Raw genomic sequence first — 19,767 nt, 5'->3', positions numbered from 1 at the left:
CACACCTTTCTGTCCCCTTTGTGGCATTGGGAACCAGGGAAAGCCTCCGTAGGTCTCGGTTACCTCTCAGTAGAGATGACGTTTGCTTCCCCGAGGTACACGATGGGGAACGGTGCAGGCATACCGAAAAGCAGCTCAAAGCAGCCCTCTGACAGGTAAGGAACAGCGTGGCTTCCGGATCCGATCGCAACCCGATCATCATTGGCGGCCTTCCGAGTCAGGTTCCTGACTTCGATCCCGAAGAGACCCAGGAGTGGCTCGACTCCCTCGACGCCGCCGTCGACGAGCGCGGCCGTGAGCGGGCCCGCTACCTGATGCTGCGGCTGATCGAGCGGGCCCGCGAGAAGCGCGTGGCCGTGCCCGAGATGCGCAGCACGGACTACGTGAACACGATCGCCACCAAGGCCGAGCCGTTCTTCCCGGGCAACGAGGAGATCGAGCGCAAGGTCCTGAACGCGACCCGCTGGAACGCCGCGGTGATGGTCTCCCGCGCCCAGCGCCCCGGCATCGGCGTCGGCGGCCACATCGCCACCTTCGCCTCGTCCGCGTCCCTCTACGACGTCGGTTTCAACCACTTCTTCCGCGGCAAGGACGACGGCCTCGGCGGCGACCAGGTCTTCTTCCAGGGCCACGCCTCCCCGGGCATCTACGCGCGCGCGTTCCTGCTCGACCGCCTCACCGAGGAGAACCTCGACGGCTTCCGCCAGGAGAAGTCGAAGGCCCCGAACGGCTTGTCCAGCTACCCGCACCCGCGCTCGATGCCGGACTTCTGGGAGTTCCCCACGGTCTCCATGGGCCTCGGCCCGATCGGCGCGATCTATCAGGCGCGGATGAACCGGTACATGCACGCGCGCGGGATCGCCGACACGTCGAAGTCCCATGTGTGGGCGTTCCTCGGCGACGGCGAGATGGACGAGCCGGAGTCGCTCGGCCAGCTGACCATCGCCGCCCGTGAGGGTCTGGACAACCTGACCTTCGTCGTCAACTGCAACCTGCAGCGCCTGGACGGCCCGGTGCGCGGCAACGGCAAGGTCATCCAGGAGCTGGAGTCGGTCTTCCGCGGCGCCGGCTGGAACGTGATCAAGCTGATCTGGGACCGCTCCTGGGACCCGCTGCTCGCGCAGGACCGGGACGGCCTCCTCGTCAACAAGATGAACACGACGCCGGACGGCCAGTTCCAGACGTACGCCACCGAGTCCGGCGCCTACATCCGCGACCACTTCTTCGGCGACGACCAGCGGCTGCGCGCGATGGTCGAGGGCATGACCGACGACCAGATCCTGCACCTGGGTCGCGGCGGTCACGACCACCGGAAGATCTACGCGGCGTTCAAGGCGGCCACGGAGCACCGGGGCCAGCCGACGGTGATCCTCGCCAAGACGATCAAGGGCTGGACGCTGGGCCCGAACTTCGAGGGCCGCAACGCCACGCACCAGATGAAGAAGCTGACGGTCGACGACCTCAAGCGCTTCCGCGACCGGCTGCACCTGCCGATCTCCGACAGGGAGCTGGAGTCCGGCCTGCCGCCGTACTACCACCCCGGCCGGAACTCGGAAGAGATCCAGTACATGCACGACCAGCGCAAGCAGTGCGGTGGTTACGTCCCCACCCGCGTCGTGCGCTCCAAGCCGCTCGCGCTGCCGGACGACAAGACGTACGCGAGTGTGAAGAAGGGCTCGGGCCAGCAGTCGATCGCGACGACCATGGCCTTTGTCCGTCTCCTCAAGGACCTCATGCGGGACAAGGAGCTCGGCAAGCGGTTCGTGCTGATCGCGCCGGACGAGTACCGCACGTTCGGCATGGACTCGTTCTTCCCGAGCGCGAAGATCTACAACCCGCTCGGCCAGCAGTACGAGGCGGTCGACCGGGACCTGCTGCTCGCGTACAAGGAGTCGCCGACCGGGCAGATGCTGCACGACGGCATCTCGGAGGCGGGCTGCACGGCTTCCCTGATCGCGGCCGGCTCGGCCTACGCGACGCACGGCGAACCGCTGATCCCGGTCTACGTCTTCTACTCGATGTTCGGTTTCCAGCGCACCGGTGACCAGTTCTGGCAGATGGCCGACCAGTTGGCGCGCGGTTTCGTACTGGGTGCGACCGCGGGCCGTACGACACTGACCGGTGAGGGTCTGCAGCACGCCGACGGCCACTCGCAGCTGCTCGCCTCGACCAACCCGGGGTGTGTCGCGTACGACCCGGCGTACTCGTACGAGATCGCGTACATCGTGCAGGACGGGCTGCGCCGGATGTACGGCGGCGACGCCGAACACCCGCACGGCGAGGACGTCTTCTACTACCTGACCGTCTACAACGAGCCGATCCAGCACCCGGCCGAGCCGGAGAACGTGGATGTCGAGGGCATCCTCAAGGGCATCCACCGGCTCTCCGAGGGCGGTTCGGGGTCGATCCCCGCGCAGATCATGGCGTCCGGTGTCGCGGTCCCGTGGGCCGTCGAGGCGCAGAAGATCCTCGGCCAGGAGTGGAACGTCAAGGCGGACGTCTGGTCGGCGACCTCCTGGAACGAGCTGCGCCGTGACGCGGTCGCCGTGGAGCAGCACAACCTGTTGCACCCGGAGGAGGAGCAGCGGGTGCCGTACGTGACGCAGAAGCTGTCGGGTGCGCAGGGGCCGTTCGTGGCGGTGTCGGACTGGATGCGGTCGGTTCCGGACCAGATCGCACGGTGGGTGCCGGGGACGTACCAGTCCCTGGGCGCGGACGGGTTCGGCTTCGCCGACACCCGTGGCGCCGCTCGCCGGTTCTTCCACATCGACGCGCAGTCGATCGTGGTGGCGGTGCTGACGGAGCTGGCGAGGGAGGGGAAGGTGGACCGGTCGGTGCTCAAGCAGGCGATCGACCGGTACCAGTTGCTGGATGTTTCCGCCGCCGATCCCGGGGCCGCCGGCGGAGACGCGTAGTCGCGCAGTTCCGTCGTGCCTTGTCTCTACGATGCGGGCATGAAGCAACAAACGGCGCAGGGGCGTTGGGAGCAGGTCACCCAGCGCCCCTTGCTGGCGTTGGCCGTGCTGTTCGCCGTCGCGTATGCCGTGCCGATCGTGGATCACTCGGCGGGGCATCTGCTGACGACCGTGTGCACATGGGTCGAGTGGGTGGTGTGGGGGACGTTCGCCGTCGACTACGTGGTGCGGGTGGGGCTGGCCCGGCGGCGCAAGGAGTTCGTGCGGACGCACTGGCTGGACCTGTGCGCGGTGGTGGTGCCGGTCCTGCAGCCGCTGCGGCTGCTGCGGATGGTGTCGACGCTGATACTCGTCGGGCGGCGGGCCCGGATGGCCTCACAGATCCAGCTGACCACGTATGTCGCGGGGGCCGTGGTCGGGCTGCTGATGTTCGGGTCGCTGGCCGTGCTGTCCGTGGAGCGTGATTCACCGGACGGGAACATCCGCACGCTGGGTGACGCACTGTGGTGGTCGTTCACGACGATGACGACGGTGGGGTACGGCGACCACGCGCCGACGACCGGCCTGGGCCGCATGATCGCCGTGGGCCTGATGCTCTCCGGCATCGCACTGCTCGGTGTGGTGACCGCCAACATCGCCACGTGGTTCATCGCCCGCTTCGAGAAGGACGACATCGAGGAACGGCGGCAGACGGAGGCCATCGAAGCGCTGGCCGAGGAGGTCCGCGCCCTCCGAGCCGAGGTCGCGGCACTCAGAAAGACCTCCGTCGAGGGCTGAGGCGGGCCCCCGGCCCATCAACCGGGGGCCCCTCCCTCACGCGCCCCGGGTCAGAAGAGTCCGATGCCCGGGGTTGCCGCCCCTGCCAGCCAGATGATGGCCAGGAGCGTGTCGATGGCGCCCAGTACGAAGGCGACCAGGGCCGGGATCGGGCGGCTGCCCGCCCAACTACGGCCCATTGCCAGCCAGCCGCAGACGACCGCGACGGGGCCGAGGATGATCCCCAGCACGAAGAATCCGGCGATCGCGCAGATGACTCCGATGATTCCGAGCGTCGCGCGATCCGGCCCGGACCGTGACCACGTCCGGCCACGTGAGCGGGGGTACCTGCGCGTTCCGTGTCCGAAGCCCGCCATCATCAACTCCCTCAACCCCGGGGTCTGTTCGGGGTCAACGAGACGGGTACCCCCGCTGCGGCTCCCAATCATCGCCGCGTCGCCGGTCTGTCGGCGCGCTGTCCCCCTCCGGCAGCGCGCCGCAGCACCTGTCGCCCCCTGCGATGGGCATGCCCCACTGTGACCTGCGGCGCGCACCGAGGGCGAGGAATCTTTAGCGTCTTCACCCTGATAGGCGAAGTCCGTTGAAATTCCGTCAGATCCACGAGCGACACGACCGTCAGAAGGCGGCTGCCTAGATGTGGCCCACGCCCGCGCCCGCCTCCGCGTTCTCGCCCCGCTTCGTCAGCAGCGCCACGAACACCGCCACCACCGCGACCCCACACGCGACCAGCGAGGCCAGGCTCATGCCCGAGATGAACGTCGCGTGCGCGACGTCCGCGATCTTCGCGGCGATCGCCTCCGGCGTCCCCTTGGCGACCGGTGCGATGCCGACCTGGACCGCCTCCGAGGCCTGCCCCAGCTGGGACGAGGTGAGCGGCGGGAGGCCCGCGTCCTTCCAGTTGCCCGCGAGGTCGTTGTCGACCTTGGAGGCCATCACCGCGCCGAGGACCGCCGTACCGAGGCTGCCGCCGATCTGCATCGCCGCCTGCTGGAGACCGCCGGCGACACCGGAGAGCTCCATGGGGGCGTTGCCGACGATGACCTCGGTGGCGCCGACCATGACCGGCGCGAGACCGAGGCCGAGGAGGCCGAACCAGAGGGACATGAGCGCGCTGCCCGTGTCCGCGTCCAGCGTCGACATGCCGTACATGGCGATCGCGGTGGCCGCCATGCCGCCGGCCAGCGGGATACGCGGTCCCAGCTTGGTGATCAGCACGCCGGCGAGCGGGGAGCCGACGATCATCATGCCGGTGAGCGGCAGGAGGTGCAGACCCGCCTTGATCGGGGTCATCCCGTGCACGTTCTGCAGGTAGAACGTCACGAAGAACAGGCCGCCCATGAACGCGATCGCCATCAGGACCATCAGGACGACTCCCGCGGAGAGCGGGACCGAGCGGAAGAGGCCGAGAGGGATCAGGGGCTCCTTGACCCTCGTCTCCCAGAAGGAGAAGAGCGCGAAGCCCACGACCGACGCGGCTATGAACGTCCACGTCCTTCCGTCGCCCCAGCCCCAGCTCGGCGCCTTGATCAGAGCCCAGACCAGGCAGAACATCGCGGCGGAGAGCAGGACGATGCCAAGGATGTCGAAGGAGCGCGGAGCGCTGTATCCATTCTTCGGGCTCCGCCCGAGGGCCGCGCGGTGGTCCAGGAGGATCAGCAGGCCCAGGGCCAGGGCGATCGCACCTACCGGCACGTTGATGAAGAACACCGACTGCCAGTTGACGTGCTCCACGAGGACGCCGCCGAGGATCGGGCCGCCCGCCGTGGAGGCGCCGATCACCATGCCCCAGATGCCGATGGCCATGTTGAGCTTCTCGGCCGGGAACGTCGCCCGCAGCAGGCCCAGCGCGGCCGGCATCAGCAGGGCGCCGAACAGACCCTGGAAGACGCGGAAGGTGACGACCGCGGCGATGCTGCTGGACAGGCCGATGGCGCCCGAGGCAGCGGCGAAGCCGACGACGCCGATCAGGAAGGTCTGGCGGTGGCCGAAGCGGTCACCGAGCTTGCCCGCGGTGATCAGGGAAACCGCGAGGGCGAGGAAGTAGCCGTTGGTGATCCACTGGACGTCGGCGAAGCTCGCCTTGAGGTCCTTCTGGATGGCCGGGTTGGCGATGGCCACGATGGTGCCGTCCAGGGCCACCATCATGACGCCGACCGCCACGGTGATGAGAGTGAACCAGGGGTGGCCGCGCAGCCCGGAGGACGGCGACCCGTCCGACGGGGCTTGTGGCGCCGTGCCCCCCGACCCCGTCGTGTCGATGGTCTGACTAGTCATGCGTTCGAGGCTAATGACAGCCACTGACAATTGACAAACGAGTTCACAAGTCAGTAACTGACGCATATGGAAACACTGCGCGAACGCAAGAAGCAGCGCACCAGGGACGCCCTGCTGAGGGCCGCCGTAGAGCTCTTCACCGCACACGGCTACGAGCGGACGACCGTCGACGACATCGTCGACGCCGTCGACGTCTCGCAGCGGACCTTCTTCCGCTACTTCGCCGGCAAGGAGGAGGCGGCCCTCGCGCTGGAGGCGCTGGTGGTGGCGCGGTTCGTGGAGAGCGTGCGGGAGCGGCCGGCGGACGAGGCGCCGATGGAGGCGCTGCGGCAGGCGGTCCTGGAGGGGTGGGACAGCCTCCACGAGGTGATCGAGGCTGTCGTACCGGTCGAGTTCTATCTGCGCATGTACCGGGTGATCGAGTCGACGCCGGCCCTGCTCGCCGCCCATCTGCGGCGCAACCTGGAGGTCGAGGACGCCCTCGCCCGCGTGCTCGCCGAGCGCGAGGGCCTCGACGTGGACGCCGATCCGCGGCCGCGGCTGGCCGTGGCGGTCTTCAGCGGGGTGATGCGGGTGACGGAACGGCAGTGGGGCACGGACGCGGACTTCAGCCTGGAGGCGATGCGCGCGTTGACGATCTCGTACCTCGAACAGGTGGGACCTGCACTCACGGAGAACTGGCGAACACGCTGAGACACACTGAGGTCATCGCCACGTTTATCGAAACGTGATCCCCGTCACTCGGCTCACGCGAGACCCTCTCGTTCTCCTAGTGTGTCCTCCCAGTGACTTCCTTCGACACCTCCCCGCAACTGAACGTCTGGCGCGCCCTGCTGGCCCTGGCCGTCGTCTTCGTGATGCTGGCGACCACCGGCTGGACGGCCCTGCGCAACCACGGCGTGACGACCCCGCTCCAGGCCTCGCTCTCCTCATGGGAGCACGGCCGGATACACGGCCACCACCTGCCGGACCCGGACGCGTCCCCCGCGCGCCTGTCCCGCTTCTTCGCCTCGCTCACCGCGCAGGAGCGCGCGGCGCTGGCCCGCCGCTACCCGCTCGCGGTCGGCAACATGAACGGCGCCCCCGTCGTCCTGCGCTACCGCGCCAACCACCTCGCGCTCCAGCAGCAGCGCAGGGCCGAGCTCAAGCGCATGCACGACAGCCGCCTGTCCCCCGTCGGGCAGCAGGAGGCGGGCCGCCGTATGCACCGCTACGAGTCCCTGCTGAGCGGGGGCCGGCAGATCCTGGCCTTCGACCCGGGCGGCATGGGCCGGGTCGCCGAGGTCTTCGGCGACCTGCGGAAGGCGGAGCGGGTGTCGGTCGTCGTCCCCGGCGTCGACACCGACCTGCTGACCTTCCAGAAGACCTACCGCCCGTACTCGGCGCCGGTCGGCATGGCCAAGTCGCTGTACGCGGCCGAGCAGGACGCCGGCCCGAGGACGCGTACGGCCGTGATCGCCTGGGCCGACTACACGGCACCGGCCGGCCTCGGCATCGACTCGGCGACGGCGATGCGCGCGCAGGACGGCGCGGTCCGGCTGAACGCCCTGCTGCGGGCGCTGCCCGGCAGGGCACCGGTCTCGCTCTTCTGCCACAGCTACGGTTCGGTCGTCTGCGGGGTGGCCGCGCACGCGCTGCCGCGCCGGGTGGCCGACATAGCGGTGGCCGCCAGCCCTGGTATGCGGGTCGAGCGGGCGGCCGGTCTGCACACGTCCGCCACGGTGTGGGCGATGCGGGACAGCACGGACTGGATCCAGGACGTGCCCTACATGGAGGTCGGGGGCCTGGGCCACGGCGCCGACCCGGTGTCGTCGGCCTTCGGGGCGCGGGTGCTGTCGGCCTCGGGCGCCAAGGGGCATGCGGGCTATTTCGAGCCGGGTACGGCGAGTCTGCTGAACTTCGCGGAGATCGGCGTTGGCGCGTACCAGTCGGTGGTCTGTGCCCGCGAGGTCGGCGGGTGCAGTGAGGGTTTGTCCGGCGCGGCTACGGCCGGACGCGCGTAGAGGCGCAGGAACTGCGGTCTGCGCGGGGTGGCGACGAAGGAGCGGGTCACGCATACGATGAGCCGCATGGGTGACGTACTGGCCGGATTTCATGCCGCCTGGGAGTTCGAGTCCGACTCCGTGCTCATCCGTTACGAACGGGGGATTCGAACACCCAAGCTCTTCCAGGCGCTGGGAGAACGTCGTGTTCCCCTTGAGGCGATCGCGGGGGTGACGCTGGCGCCGGGCAAGCGCGGGACCGTCGTCCTGCGGGCCGCGCTGCGGGACGGCGCCGATCCGCTGCTGGAGGCGGCCGCCGGGCAGCTGAAGGAAGGGTGCGATCCGTACCGCCTCGTCCTGCCGGCCGAGAAGGAGACGCTGGCCGAGTACTACGCCGACGAGCTGCGGGCACGGCTGGACGGCGGCGGACCGGCGGACGGCTACCTGGTGGCCGCGCCCGAGGCACCTCGCCAGTTCAAGGCGTACGACGCGAAGGCGTCCTTCGACGGGAAGACGGTGAACTTCCGGTGGTTCTGGACGGGGGCCTCGTCGACGAAGTGGAAGGCCGGCGACCAGAGCTTTCCGGTGGCCGAGCTGAGCGGGGTCGAGTGGCGGTCGCCGGAGGTGTTCGAGGGGCATCTGCGCTTGATACGGCGTGCCACGGACGACCAGCCTCCCCAGGCCGACCAGGATCCGGCGGCCGTGGTGTTCGGCCTCGGATACGGGCCCGTGCACGAGTCGCTGCCGTTCGCCGCGGCGGTGTTGGCGGCCGTACGTGACAGCGGGCCCACCGCGGTCGTACCCGCGGCGGGCCCTCGACGCGACCCCGCCGACATCGCGGAGCGAATCCGTCACCTGGGAGAGCTGCACCAGGCGGGGCTGGTGACGGACGAGGAATTCTCCACGAAGAAGGCCGAGCTGCTGGCAGAGCTCTGAGTCACTCCCGTCCGGCGGAGGCGAACGTCATGTCCGGGTACCGGTCGCCCGCCACCTTCGCCGCTATCGGCTCCAGCAGCGCCAGCTCGTCCTCCGTCAACGCGATCCTCGCCGCTGCCGTGTTCTCCTCCACCCGTCCCGGCTTGCGGGTGCCCGGTATCGGGATGACCGGCAGGTCGTGGACGGCCGCCTGCTGCTGGACCCAGGCCAGGGCGATCTGGCCCAGGGACGCGCCGTGGGCCTCGGCGACCGTGCGGATCGGGTCCAGCAGGGTCACGTTGGCCGCCGCGTTCTCGCCGGTGAAGCGGGGCTGCTGACGGCGGAAGTCGTCGGCGGTGAGGTCCTTGTCGGCGTTGGTGAACGAGCCGGTGAGGAAGCCACGGCCGAGCGGGGAGTACGGGACCAGCGCGACGCCCAGTTCGCGGGCGGCCGGCACCACGTGGGCCTCGATGTCCCGGCTGAACAGCGACCACTCCGACTGCACGGCGGCGATGGGGTGCACGGCCTGCGCGGCACGCAGCTCGTCGGCCGTGACCTCGCTCAGGCCGAGGTGCTTCACCTTGCCCTCGCGGACCAGTTCGGCCATGACGCCGACGGTCTCCTCGATCGGCACGTTCACGTCACGGCGGTGCATGTAGTAGAGGTCGATCGCGTCGACGTCCAGGCGCTTGAGGCTGGCCTCGGCGGCCTGGCGGATGTAGGGCGGGTCATTGCGGATGACGCGGCGGGTGGGCTCGCCGGGCGGGATGGCCAGAGCGAACTTGGTGGCGATGACGAGCGCGTCCCGGTTGGCCTTGAAGAACGGGGACAGGAACTTCTCGTTCTCGCCCTGGCCGTAGGCGTCGGCGGTGTCGTACAGGGTGACGCCCAGCTCCAGCGCCCGCTCCAGGGTGGCCCGCGACTCCTTCGCGTCCGAGGGGCCGTAGGCGAAGGACATGCCCATGCAGCCGAGGCCCTGTACGCCGACCTCGGGGCCGGTGTCGCCCAGTCGTGCGGTCGGGATCCTGCTGTCGGTCATCGCACCTTCTCCGCCTCGTAGGTACGGGCGCGGTCCGCGTCCGCGTAGAAACTGATCTTCCGGTCGAGCACCGCCAGGGTGTCCTGCAGCTCGGCGATCCGCGCCAGCACATCGCACCGGGTCGCCTCCAGCAGCTCGAACCGCTGGCCGAACGTGTGATCGCCCTCGCGCACCAGCTCCGCGTACCGCACCATGTCGGCGACCGGCATGCCGGTGAGGCGCAGCTTGCCGACGAGGTCCAGCCAGTCGAGGTCGCGGTTGCTGTAGCGACGCTGGCCGGTGTGGGAGCGGTCGACGTGCGGCATCAGTCCGATCCGCTCGTACCAGCGCAGGGTGTGCGCGGTCAGCCCGGTGAAGGCGACGACCTCGCTGATCGTGTAGTTGTCCTGCCCTTCGGGGCGCCGGTGGGGGTGGGGCGGGGCGCCGCAGCTGTCGGTCCTGGTACGCGTGGTCTCCATCACCGTCATGGGCTCAACGCTATGGGGTTGGAGTGCACTCCAAGCAAGCGGAACCGGTAAGAATTCGTCCCCGGAGCCCGACCCCACGAGAAGTATGCAGCCGCGAGCCGCTTAGGCTCGTCGGCATGTCCTTGCAGAGCCTCGCGTTGATCGAGAACTGGCCGGTTCCCACCGCCGCCGCGGGCGTGGTGCGTGCCGACGGCACGGTCCTCGGCGTCCACGGACCGTCCGGCCACCGCTTCCCGCTGGCCTCGGTCACCAAGCCGCTCGCGGCGTACGCCGCCCTCGTCGCGTACGAGGAGGGCGCGATCGAGCTCGACGAGCCGGCGGGGCCCGCCGGAGCGACGGTCCGGCATCTGCTCGCGCACACCTCGGGGCTGGCCTTCGACGAGCAGAAGGTGATGGGCGTGCCCGGGGAGCGGCGGCTGTACTCCAACGCCGGTTTCGAGCAGCTCGGCGACCACATCGCCAAGGCGACGGACATCCCGTTCGGGGAGTACCTGCGGCAGGCGGTCCTCGATCCGCTCGGCATGACGTCCACGACCCTCGACGGCTCCCCCGCCAAGGACGGCGTGTCGACGGTGGCCGACCTGCTGCGTTTCGCGGCCGAGGTGCAGGCACCCCGCCTGCTGGACCCCCGTACGGTCGCCGCGGCGATGACGGTCCAGTACCCCGGCACGAAGGGCGTGCTCCCCGGCTACGGCCACCAGAACCCGAACGACTGGGGCCTCGGCTTCGAGATCCGCGACTCCAAGTCCCCCCACTGGACGGGCGGTTCGTCCTCCCCGCGCACCTTCGGCCACTTCGGGCAGTCGGGTACGTTCCTGTGGATCGACCCCGACGCGGCGCTGGCCTGCGTGGCGCTCACCGACCGCGCCTTCGGGCCCTGGGCGATCGAGGCGTGGCCGGCGTTCACGGACGCGGTGCTCGGCGAGGTCCGCTAGAACGGCGGAGCCATCTCCCAGATCAGCAGCTCGGCCGGGGTCAGCGCGACCATCTCGAGATCCTTCGCATCCGTGATCCGGGCCGCGTCCCCCATCCCCAACTCCGCGCCGTCCAGCCGTACTTCACCGCGCACGACATGGACGTACACATACGCCCCGTCCGGCACCGCCGTCCGCTCCCCCGCGCCCAGCCGCCGTACATGAAGCATCGCGCCCGCCTCGGGGACGGCGTACGGCGTGGAGTCGGCGATGCCGTGGACGATCTCGTACGACGGCTCGCCGCCCGGCTTCAGCGGGGCCAGCCACATCTGGACGAAGGTCAGGGGGACCTCCGCGTCGTTGCGCTCGACGTGCCGGACGCCCGCCGCCGCGCTCAGCCGCTGTACGTCACCGGGGCGGACCGTCGTCTCGTGGCCCTTGGAGTCCCGGTGCATCAGCTCGCCCTCGACCACCCAGGTCACGATCTCGGTGTGACTGTGCGGGTGTTCGTCGAACCCGGCGCCGGGGACGAGCCGCTCCTCGTTGCAGGCGATCACCGCGCCGAAGCGGAGGTTGTCGGGGTCGTAGTGCGGGCCGAAGGAGAAGGCGTGCCACGACTCGATGCCGGCCGCCGCATCGCCCCCGGGGTAGCGCTCCGCAGCGCGCCGTACGTCCATCACATGCCCCACGGTAGCGGCGCGGGCTGCTCTGCGTAGCGGTCACCGGTGACCCGGCGGCGCACACTCAGGTCCGGATAGTGCAGTCTTGTCCCGTGCCCGAACCCGTATCCCGCAAGCCCGAAGCCGTAGCGCCCCTCCATCCGCACTCCGCGACCCTGAAGCGGCTGGAGAAGTCCTCCGGCTCGCTCGCCGCGCACGCCATCGCGCGCATGGACGAGACGCTGCCGTGGTACCGGGCGATGCCCCCGGAGAACCGTTCCTGGATCGGGCTGGTCGCCCAGGCCGGTATCGCGGCGTTCACCGAGTGGTTCCGGCATCCCGATGCCCCGCAGGCCATCTCCACGGATGTCTTCGGAACGGCGCCGCGGGAGCTGACCCGGGCCATCACCCTCCGCCAGACGGTCGAGATGGTGCGGACCACGATCGAGGTCATGGAGTCCGCCATCGACGAGGTGGCGGCGCCCGGCGACGAGAGCGTGCTGCGCGAGGCCCTGCTCGTCTACGCCCGTGAGATCGCCTTCGCCACCGCCCAGGTCTACGCCCAGGCCGCCGAGGCACGCGGTGCCTGGGACGCGCGGCTGGAGTCGCTCGTCGTGAACGCCGTGCTCAGCGGGGAGGCCGACGAGGGGGCCGTCAGCAGGGCCGCCGCCCTCGGCTGGAACGCCCCCGAGCATGTGTGCGTCGTGCTCGGCACCGCCCCCGACGGCGACTCCGAACTCACCGTCGAGGCCATCCGCCGGGCCGCCCGGCACGCCAAGCTCCAGGTCCTCACCGGGGTGCTCGGCGACCGGCTCGTCGTCATCGCGGGCGGCAGCGACAATCCGCTCGGCGTCGCCAAGTCGCTGATCGGGCCCTATGCGGCGGGGCCGGTCGTCGCCGGGCCCATCGTGCCCGATCTGCTCGCCGCGACCCGGTCCGCGCAGGCCGCGGCCGCCGGGCTCAAGGCCTGTTCCGCCTGGCAGGACGCGCCACGGCCGGTGCTGGCGGACGATCTCCTTCCGGAGCGCGCGATCGCCGGTGACCCGAGCGCGCGGGAGCAGTTGGTGGAGGAGATCTACAGACCGCTGGAGGAGGCCGGGTCGGCTCTTCTGGAGACGCTCTCCGTCTATCTCGAACAGGCGTCCAGTCTGGAGGGCGCGGCCCGGATGCTCTTCGTCCATCCCAACACCGTGCGCTACCGGCTTCGACGTGTGACTGACGTCACCGGATGGTCGCCATCGGATGTACGCTCCGCATTCACACTGCGTATCGCGCTGATCCTGGGGCGTCTCGCCGATGGAGATCTCCCCGCCTAGTCTTTTGTCGGGGGTCCACAAAACCCCCTCGTGTTCTTCGTCCCTGTCCTCACGGGCGGCCGTGCCCATCCACAAGAGAGAGTGTGAGAGTGCTCGTACTCGTCGCTCCCGGCCAGGGCGCCCAGACGCCCGGCTTCCTGACTCCTTGGCTCGAACTGCCCGGCGCCGCCGACCGCGTCGCCGCGTGGTCGGACGCCATCGGACTGGACCTCGCCCACTACGGCACACAGGCCGACGCGGAGGAGATCCGGGACACCGCCGTGGCCCAGCCGCTGCTGGTCGCGGCCGGGATCCTGTCCGCCGCGGCACTGGGTGCCATCACCCCGGGCGCCGTCGCCGGCCACTCCGTCGGTGAGATCACCGCCGCCTCCTTCGCCGGCGTCCTCGACGACACCGCCGCGCTGACCCTCGTACGCAAGCGGGGTCTGGCCATGGCCGACGCCGCCGCGATCACCGAGACCGGCATGTCCGCACTGCTCGGCGGCGACCCCGAGGTGACCGTCCCGCACCTGGAGAAGCTCGGTCTGACGCCGGCGAACGTCAACGGCGCCGGTCAGATCGTCGCCGCGGGCACGCTGGAGCAGCTCGCCGTGCTGAACGAGGACAAGCCCGAGGGCGTCCGCAAGGTCGTCCCGCTGAAGGTCGCCGGTGCCTTCCACACGCACCACATGGCGCCCGCGGTCGACACGCTGGCCAAGGCCGCCGCCGACCTGACGCCGGCCGACCCGAAGGTCACGTACGTCTCCAACAAGGACGGGCAGACCGTCGCCACCGGTGCCGAGGTGCTGGAGCGGCTGGTCGGCCAGGTCGCCAACCCGGTCCGCTGGGACCTGTGCATGGAGACGTTCAAGGAGCTCGGCGCGACCGCGATCATCGAGGTCTCCCCCGGCGGCACCCTGGTCGGCCTCGCCAAGCGCGCGCTGCCGGGCGTGAAGACGCTCGCGCTCAAGACCCCCGACGACCTCGACGCGGCCCGCGAGCTCATCTCCGAGCACGCAAACGCCTGACACCAAGGAGCCGTACGAACATGTCGAAGATCAAGCCCAGCAAGGGCGCCCCGTACGCGCGCATCCTGGGCGTGGGCGGCTACCGTCCGACCCGGGTGGTGCCCAACGAGGTGATCCTCGAGACGATCGACTCGTCCGACGAGTGGATCCGTTCGCGCTCCGGCATCGAGACCCGGCACTGGGCCTCCGACGAGGAGACCGTGGCCGCGATGTCCATCGAGGCGTCCGGGAAGGCGATCGCCGACGCGGGGATCTCCGCCGAGCAGATCGGCGGCGTGATCGTCTCGACCGTCTCGCACTTCAAGCAGACCCCGGCCGTGGCGACGGAGATCGCCGACAAGCTGGGCACGAACAAGGCCGCCGCCTTCGACATCTCGGCCGGCTGCGCGGGCTTCGGCTACGGCCTCACGCTCGCCAAGGGCATGATCGTCGAGGGCTCCGCCGAGTACGTCCTCGTCATCGGCGTGGAGCGGCTGTCCGACCTCACCGACCTGGAGGACCGCGCGACGGCCTTCCTGTTCGGCGACGGCGCGGGCGCGGTCGTGGTCGGCCCCGCCCAGGAGCCGGCGATCGGCCCGACCGTCTGGGGCTCCGAGGGCGACAAGTCGGAGACCATCAAGCAGACCGTGCCGTGGAACGAGTACGACTCCACGGGCAAGTTCCCTGCGATCACGCAGGAGGGCCAGGCGGTGTTCCGCTGGGCCGTGTTCGAGATGGCGAAGGTCGCCCAGCAGGCGCTGGACGCGGCCGGGATCACCCCGGACGACCTGGACGTCTTCATTCCCCACCAGGCCAACGAGCGGATCATCGACTCGATGGTGAAGACGCTGAAACTGCCGGAGCACGTCACGGTCGCGCGTGATGTACGCACCACCGGCAACACCTCGGCCGCCTCGATTCCGCTCGCGATGGAGCGGCTTCTGGCGACCGGTGAGGCGAAGAGCGGCGACACCGCGCTCGTCATCGGCTTCGGGGCGGGTCTCGTCTACGCCGCGACGGTCGTTACTCTCCCCTAGGCACTCCGTGCCGGATCACACGTCCGGTATGGAAGCACCACCGCCAAACCCTCTGGATCACAAAGAAGGAGCGCCTGACATGGCCGCCACTCAGGAAGAGATCGTCGCCGGTCTCGCCGACATCGTGAACGAGATCGCCGGCATCCCGGTTGAGGACGTCCAGCTGGACAAGTCCTTCACCGACGACCTGGACGTCGACTCGCTGTCCATGGTCGAGGTCGTCGTCGCCGCCGAAGAGCGCTTCGACGTCAAGATCCCGGACGAGGACGTCAAGAACCTCAAGACGGTCGGTGACGCGACCGACTACATCCTCAAGCACCAGGCCTGATCCACCTCTTAGGTCCGGCTGTCTGGCCCCGCCACCCGGCGGTGGCGCCGCTGAATCCTCGTAATCGTTGGAGAAAGAATTCCCGTGAGCCCGACCAATCGCACCGTGGTCGTCACCGGTATCGGCGCAACCACACCGCTGGGTGGCGACGCAGCCTCTACCTGGGAGGGTCTGATCGCCGGCAAGTCCGGCGTCAAGCCCCTGGAGCAGGAGTGGGCCGCCGAGCAGGCGGTCCGTATCGCGGCGCCCGTCGCCGTGGAGCCCACCGAGGTCATCCCGCGGCCGCAGGCCCGACGCCTCGACCGCTCGGCGCAGTTCGCGCTCGTCGCGGCCAAGGAGGCCTGGGCGGACGCCGGTTTCACCGACAGGGCCGGCGACGACGCCAGCGTCGACCCGGACCGGCTCGGTGCCGTCATCGCCTCCGGCATCGGTGGTGTGACGACGCTGCTCGACCAGTACGACGTGCTCAAGGAGAAGGGCGTCCGCCGCGTCTCCCCGCACACCGTCCCCATGCTGATGCCGAACGGCCCCTCGGCCAACGTGGGCCTGCTCGTGGGCGCCCGGGCGGGCGTGCACACGCCGGTCTCCGCGTGCGCCTCCGGCGCCGAGGCCATCGGCTACGCCATCGAGATGATCCGTACGGGCCGCGCCGACGTCGTCGTCGCGGGCGGCACGGAGGCGGCCATCCACCCGCTGCCCATCGCCGCGTTCGGCAACATGATGGCGATGTCCAAGAACAACGACGACCCCGAGGGCGCCTCGCGTCCCTACGACACCGCCCGGGACGGCTTCGTCCTCGGCGAGGGCGCGGGTGTCGTCGTCCTGGAGTCCGCGGAGCACGCGGCGGCGCGCGGTGCGCGGGTGTACGCCGAGGCGGTCGGGCAGGGCATCTCCGCCGACGGCCACGACATCGTGCAGCCGGAGCCGGAGGGCCGGGGCATCTCGCACGCCCTGCTGAACCTGCTGGAGCGGACCGACCTGAACCCGGCGGAGATCGTGCACGTCAACGCGCACGCCACGTCGACGCCGGCCGGTGACATCGCCGAACTGAAGGCGCTGCGGAAGGTCTTCGGCGACGACGCGGATCACATGGCGGTCTCCGCGACCAAGTCGATGACCGGTCACCTGCTGGGTGGCGCGGGCGGTGTCGAGACGGTCGCGACCGTGCTCGCCCTGTACCACCGGGTGGCCCCGCCGACCATCAACATCGAGAACCTCGACCCGGAGGCGGAGGCCAACGCCGACGTCGTCCGCGGCGAGGCCCGCAAGCTGCCCGTGGAGGGCCGCATCGCCGCGCTGAACGACTCGTTCGGCTTCGGTGGACACAACGTGGTGCTGGCGTTCCGTACGGTCTGAGAGCGCCGTCAGCTGGAAATGGCCCGGTCTCCGGTGGGAGATCGGGCCATTCGCCGTTGTGGTGACCGTTGTCGGCCGGGTGCCGGGCGGCTCAGACGACCTGGTGGAGCCAGCGGACGGGGGCGCCTTCTCCCGCATACCTGAAGGGCTCCAGCTCGTCGTCCCACGGCTTGCCGAGCAGCTTGGCGATCTCGGCCTCCAGATCCGTCTCGCCGCGCTGGGAGCGGACCAGGGCCGCCCTCAGACGGTCCTCGGGGATCAGGATGTCGCCGTGGATGCCGGTGACGGCGTGGAAGATGCCGAGGTCGGGGGTGCAGCTGTAGCGCTCGCCCTCGGCGGTGGGGCAGGGCTCGGCGGTGACCTCGAAGCGGAGGAGGTGCCAGCCGCGGAGGGCCGACGCCAGTTTGGAGGCCGTGCCGACCTCGCCCTTCCAGGAGAACTCGGAGCGCCAGGTGCCGGGCGCGGCCGGCTGCCGGATCCAGTCGAGGTTGACGCGCGTGCCGAGCACCCCGGCGACGGCCCACTCGACGTGCGGGCACAGCGCGCGCGGCGCGGAGTGCACGTACAGAACTCCACGTGTCGTCACCGGGACCTCCGGGCAGAGCAGGCATCTCGCGAACTGGCGGACGGTGTGGCCGGGCAGCCACGTTGATGGCGAGGCTACCGTGCGGCGGCGCAAGGAGTGTGACGTACCGTCGGTCCCGAGGCGCCGAAACGCCCGCCATTCACCCGGCAGGACGCTTGTACGGGCGGGAACCGTTGCACCTGACTCGGATCGGGAACTCTCGCGCGTTGTTATGGGGGGACACCTCCAGATACGTCGACCGAGGGGAACACCAGGGGATGCGGAAGCCGAGCCACCGCCCACGGGCCGTTCTCGCCGTCGCCACGGCGGCCGTCCTGGGCGTCGCAGGCTGTGACGCCGTCGGTGGCAACTCCGCCGGTCCGACGGGCTCCGAGGTGCACCGCGCGAAACCGGCGCCGGCCTGGGACGTGAGCCCGAGCTCCGTCGCCGCCGTCGGCGACTCCATCACCCGCGGCTTCGACGCCTGCACGGTGCTGTCCGACTGCCCCGAGGTGTCCTGGGCGACCGGCTCCAGCACCGAGGTCGACAGTCTCGCCGTACGGCTGCTGGGGAAGGCCGAGGCGGCCGAGCGCAGCTGGAACTACGCGGTGACCGGGGCGCGGATGGCCGATCTGCCCGGGCAGGTCGCGCAGGCGGTCAGCAAGAAGCCGCAGTTGGTGACGGTGATGGTGGGGGCCAATGACGCCTGCCGTGCCTCCACCTCCGCCATGACCTCCGTGGCGGAGTTCCGCGCCGACTTCGAGGACGCGCTCGCGGGTCTGCGCAAGGCACTGCCGAAGACGCAGGTGTACGTGGCCAGCGTGCCGAACCTGAAGCGGCTGTGGTCCGAGGGGCGGACCAACCCGATGGGCAAGCAGGTGTGGAAGCTCGGCATCTGCCCCTCCATGCTGGGCGACGCGGACGCGCTGGACTCGGCGGCGACCACGCGCCGGGACACCGTGCAGAAGCGGGTGGAGGACTACAACAAGGTGCTGAAGGAGGTGTGCGCGACGGACAAGCGGTGCCGGTTCGACGGGGGCGCGGTCTACGACTACCGGTTCGGGACCGCACAGTTGAGTCACTGGGACTGGTTCCACCCGAGTGTGAACGGACAGGCCCGGCTGGCGGAGATCGCGTACCGTGCCGTCACCGCCAAGAAAGACGTGACTTAAAGTTCCGCTCATGAGCGAACACTTCGGCACACTTTCCGACGGCAGCCCGGTCCGGCGCTGGACCCTGGAGCGGGCCGGCGTGCGGGTGCGGATCCTGTCGTACGGCGGCATCGTTCAGTCGGTGGAGATCCCGGACCGGGACGGACGTACCGCAGACGTGGTGCTGGGATTCGCCGATCTGGACGGCTATCTCGACCACCCGGAGCCGTTTCTCGGCGCCCTGATCGGGCGGTACGCCAACCGGATCGCCGGCGCCCGCTTCCCGCTCGACGGCGTGACGTACGCCCTGGAGCCGAACAACGCGCCCAACTCCCTGCACGGGGGCGCCCAGGGCTTCGACAAGCGTGTGTGGGATGTCGCACCGGTGGAGCACGGGGTGCGGTTGAGCCGGGTCAGCCCGCACGGGGAGGAGGGCTTCCCGGGGCGACTCGACGTCTCGGTGACGTACACGCTCGACGCCTCCGGCTCGCTGCGGATCGCGTACGAGGCGGTGACCGACGCGCCGACCCTGGTGAACCTGACGAACCACTCGTACTGGAACCTCGCCGGCTCCGGCGACGCGGGCGGGCATGAGCTGCGGATCGCCGCGGCCCGCTACACGCCCGTCGACGCCGATCTGATCCCGACCGGTGTGGAGGACGTCACGGGCACGCGCTTCGACTTCCGGGAGGGGAAGAAGGTCGGTGCCGGGTTCGACCACAACTTCGTGCTCGACGGCGGGGTGACGGAGGCCGCACGGGAGGTGGCCGAGCTGTACGACCCGGCGTCCGGGCGCCTGCTGACCGTGGCGACCACCGAGCCCGGCCTCCAGCTGTACACCGCGGACCACCTCTCCGAGCCCTTCGCCCCGAACGACGGTGTCGCGCTGGAGACCCAGCACTTCCCCGACTCCCCGAACCGGCCGGACTTCCCGAGCACGGTACTGCGGCCGGGCGAGGTGTTCCGGTCGGAGACGGTGTACGGATTCGGCGTGCGGTAGAGCCTGCGGTGGGGGCCGTGGAACAGACTTGCCCCGGTCCAGGGGTCAGGTCCCGGACCGGGGCAGTTCGTGGGGGAGGCGTGCCC

19 protein-coding genes are annotated in these 19,767 nt (G+C 70.0%); 13 read left to right on the top strand and 6 right to left on the bottom strand.

Annotated elements, in window-relative coordinates; translation table 11 throughout:
• Positions 1-167 precede the first annotated feature (167 nt).
• Complete coding sequence (gene aceE / locus ACWC09_RS29470; protein WP_450853951.1) at positions 168-2,915, top strand: pyruvate dehydrogenase (acetyl-transferring), homodimeric type; 2,748 nt, start codon at positions 168-170, stop codon at positions 2,913-2,915.
• A gap of 39 nt (positions 2,916-2,954) precedes the next feature.
• Positions 2,955-3,692 (top strand): potassium channel family protein, encoded by a 738-nt coding sequence (locus ACWC09_RS29465; RefSeq protein WP_450853950.1) that lies wholly within the window; start codon positions 2,955-2,957, stop codon positions 3,690-3,692.
• Positions 3,693-3,742: 50 nt separating this feature from the next.
• Here ACWC09_RS29465 and ACWC09_RS29460 read toward each other — a convergent pair whose 3' ends face one another.
• Together ACWC09_RS29460 and ACWC09_RS29455 are read right to left on the bottom strand one after the other, a co-directional pair.
• Complete coding sequence (locus tag ACWC09_RS29460) at positions 3,743-4,051, bottom strand: small hydrophobic protein (protein WP_450853970.1); 309 nt, start codon at positions 4,049-4,051, stop codon at positions 3,743-3,745.
• Between the two features lie 271 nt (positions 4,052-4,322).
• Positions 4,323-5,966 (bottom strand): MFS transporter, encoded by a 1,644-nt coding sequence (locus ACWC09_RS29455; RefSeq protein ID WP_450853949.1) that lies wholly within the window; start codon positions 5,964-5,966, stop codon positions 4,323-4,325.
• Positions 5,967-6,032: 66 nt separating this feature from the next.
• Between ACWC09_RS29455 and ACWC09_RS29450 the strand changes: the two genes are divergently transcribed.
• The 3 genes from ACWC09_RS29450 (at position 6,033) to ACWC09_RS29440 (ending at position 8,884) form a co-directional block, all read left to right on the top strand.
• The gene (locus tag ACWC09_RS29450; RefSeq protein ID WP_450853948.1) at positions 6,033-6,659 is read left to right on the top strand and encodes a TetR family transcriptional regulator; all 627 of its coding nucleotides are present in this window, start codon (positions 6,033-6,035) and stop codon (positions 6,657-6,659) included.
• A gap of 92 nt (positions 6,660-6,751) precedes the next feature.
• Positions 6,752-7,969, top strand: coding sequence for an alpha/beta hydrolase (locus ACWC09_RS29445; RefSeq protein ID WP_450853947.1), 1,218 nt, complete (start codon positions 6,752-6,754; stop codon positions 7,967-7,969).
• Between the two features lie 57 nt (positions 7,970-8,026).
• Positions 8,027-8,884 (top strand): DUF4429 domain-containing protein, encoded by an 858-nt coding sequence (locus ACWC09_RS29440; protein ID WP_450853946.1) that lies wholly within the window; start codon positions 8,027-8,029, stop codon positions 8,882-8,884.
• Position 8,885: 1 nt separating this feature from the next.
• Here the strand turns inward: ACWC09_RS29440 and ACWC09_RS29435 are convergent, their stop codons facing one another.
• A complete protein-coding gene (locus tag ACWC09_RS29435; protein WP_450853945.1) occupies positions 8,886-9,902 on the bottom strand; it encodes an aldo/keto reductase in 1,017 nt (338 codons plus the stop codon).
• The gene (locus ACWC09_RS29430; RefSeq protein WP_450853944.1) at positions 9,899-10,369 is read right to left on the bottom strand and encodes a MerR family transcriptional regulator; all 471 of its coding nucleotides are present in this window, start codon (positions 10,367-10,369) and stop codon (positions 9,899-9,901) included. Before ACWC09_RS29430 ends, ACWC09_RS29435 begins: the two co-directional genes overlap by 4 nt.
• A 116-nt stretch (positions 10,370-10,485) precedes the next feature.
• On the opposite strand from ACWC09_RS29430, the gene ACWC09_RS29425 reads away from it, so the two are divergent.
• A complete protein-coding gene (locus ACWC09_RS29425) occupies positions 10,486-11,304 on the top strand; it encodes a serine hydrolase domain-containing protein (protein ID WP_450853943.1) in 819 nt (272 codons plus the stop codon).
• Here ACWC09_RS29425 and ACWC09_RS29420 read toward each other — a convergent pair.
• The gene (locus tag ACWC09_RS29420) at positions 11,301-11,960 is read right to left on the bottom strand and encodes a pirin family protein (protein WP_450853969.1); all 660 of its coding nucleotides are present in this window, start codon (positions 11,958-11,960) and stop codon (positions 11,301-11,303) included. The two genes, ACWC09_RS29425 and ACWC09_RS29420, sit on opposite strands and share 4 nt — an antisense overlap.
• A 95-nt stretch (positions 11,961-12,055) precedes the next feature.
• Here ACWC09_RS29420 and fasR point away from each other — a divergent pair, with 95 nt between their 5' ends.
• From fasR to fabF, 5 genes are all read left to right on the top strand, one after another.
• Entirely contained in the window at positions 12,056-13,258 is a 1,203-nt protein-coding gene (gene fasR / locus ACWC09_RS29415; protein WP_450853942.1) for a fatty acid biosynthesis transcriptional regulator FasR, read from the top strand.
• Between the two features lie 89 nt (positions 13,259-13,347).
• Positions 13,348-14,265: an ACP S-malonyltransferase gene (locus ACWC09_RS29410; RefSeq protein WP_450853941.1), complete on the top strand. Its 918-nt coding sequence runs from the start codon at positions 13,348-13,350 to the stop codon at positions 14,263-14,265.
• 20 nt (positions 14,266-14,285) lie between these two features.
• Complete coding sequence (locus ACWC09_RS29405; protein ID WP_450853940.1) at positions 14,286-15,281, top strand: beta-ketoacyl-ACP synthase 3; 996 nt, start codon at positions 14,286-14,288, stop codon at positions 15,279-15,281.
• A gap of 79 nt (positions 15,282-15,360) precedes the next feature.
• Positions 15,361-15,609: an acyl carrier protein gene (locus tag ACWC09_RS29400; RefSeq protein ID WP_015660680.1), complete on the top strand. Its 249-nt coding sequence runs from the start codon at positions 15,361-15,363 to the stop codon at positions 15,607-15,609.
• A gap of 84 nt (positions 15,610-15,693) precedes the next feature.
• A complete protein-coding gene (fabF, locus tag ACWC09_RS29395) occupies positions 15,694-16,965 on the top strand; it encodes a beta-ketoacyl-ACP synthase II (RefSeq protein WP_450853939.1) in 1,272 nt (423 codons plus the stop codon).
• A 91-nt stretch (positions 16,966-17,056) separates the two neighbouring features.
• Here the strand turns inward: fabF and ACWC09_RS29390 are convergent, their stop codons facing one another.
• The gene (locus tag ACWC09_RS29390) at positions 17,057-17,551 is read right to left on the bottom strand and encodes a DUF3145 domain-containing protein (RefSeq protein ID WP_450853938.1); all 495 of its coding nucleotides are present in this window, start codon (positions 17,549-17,551) and stop codon (positions 17,057-17,059) included.
• A gap of 257 nt (positions 17,552-17,808) precedes the next feature.
• On the opposite strand from ACWC09_RS29390, the gene ACWC09_RS29385 reads away from it, so the two are divergent.
• Positions 17,809-18,702 carry an SGNH/GDSL hydrolase family protein gene (locus ACWC09_RS29385; protein WP_450853937.1) on the top strand — a complete coding sequence of 298 codons (894 nt, stop codon included), beginning with the start codon at positions 17,809-17,811 and terminating at the stop codon, positions 18,700-18,702.
• 10 nt (positions 18,703-18,712) lie between these two features.
• Positions 18,713-19,681 (top strand): aldose epimerase family protein, encoded by a 969-nt coding sequence (locus tag ACWC09_RS29380; protein WP_450853936.1) that lies wholly within the window; start codon positions 18,713-18,715, stop codon positions 19,679-19,681.
• Positions 19,682-19,767 lie beyond the last annotated feature (86 nt).

The organism is Streptomyces sp. NPDC001617, from assembly GCF_053596855.1.
The sequence above is the reverse complement of the archived record's forward strand: the minus strand, read 5'-3'. Positions and strand labels throughout refer to the sequence as shown.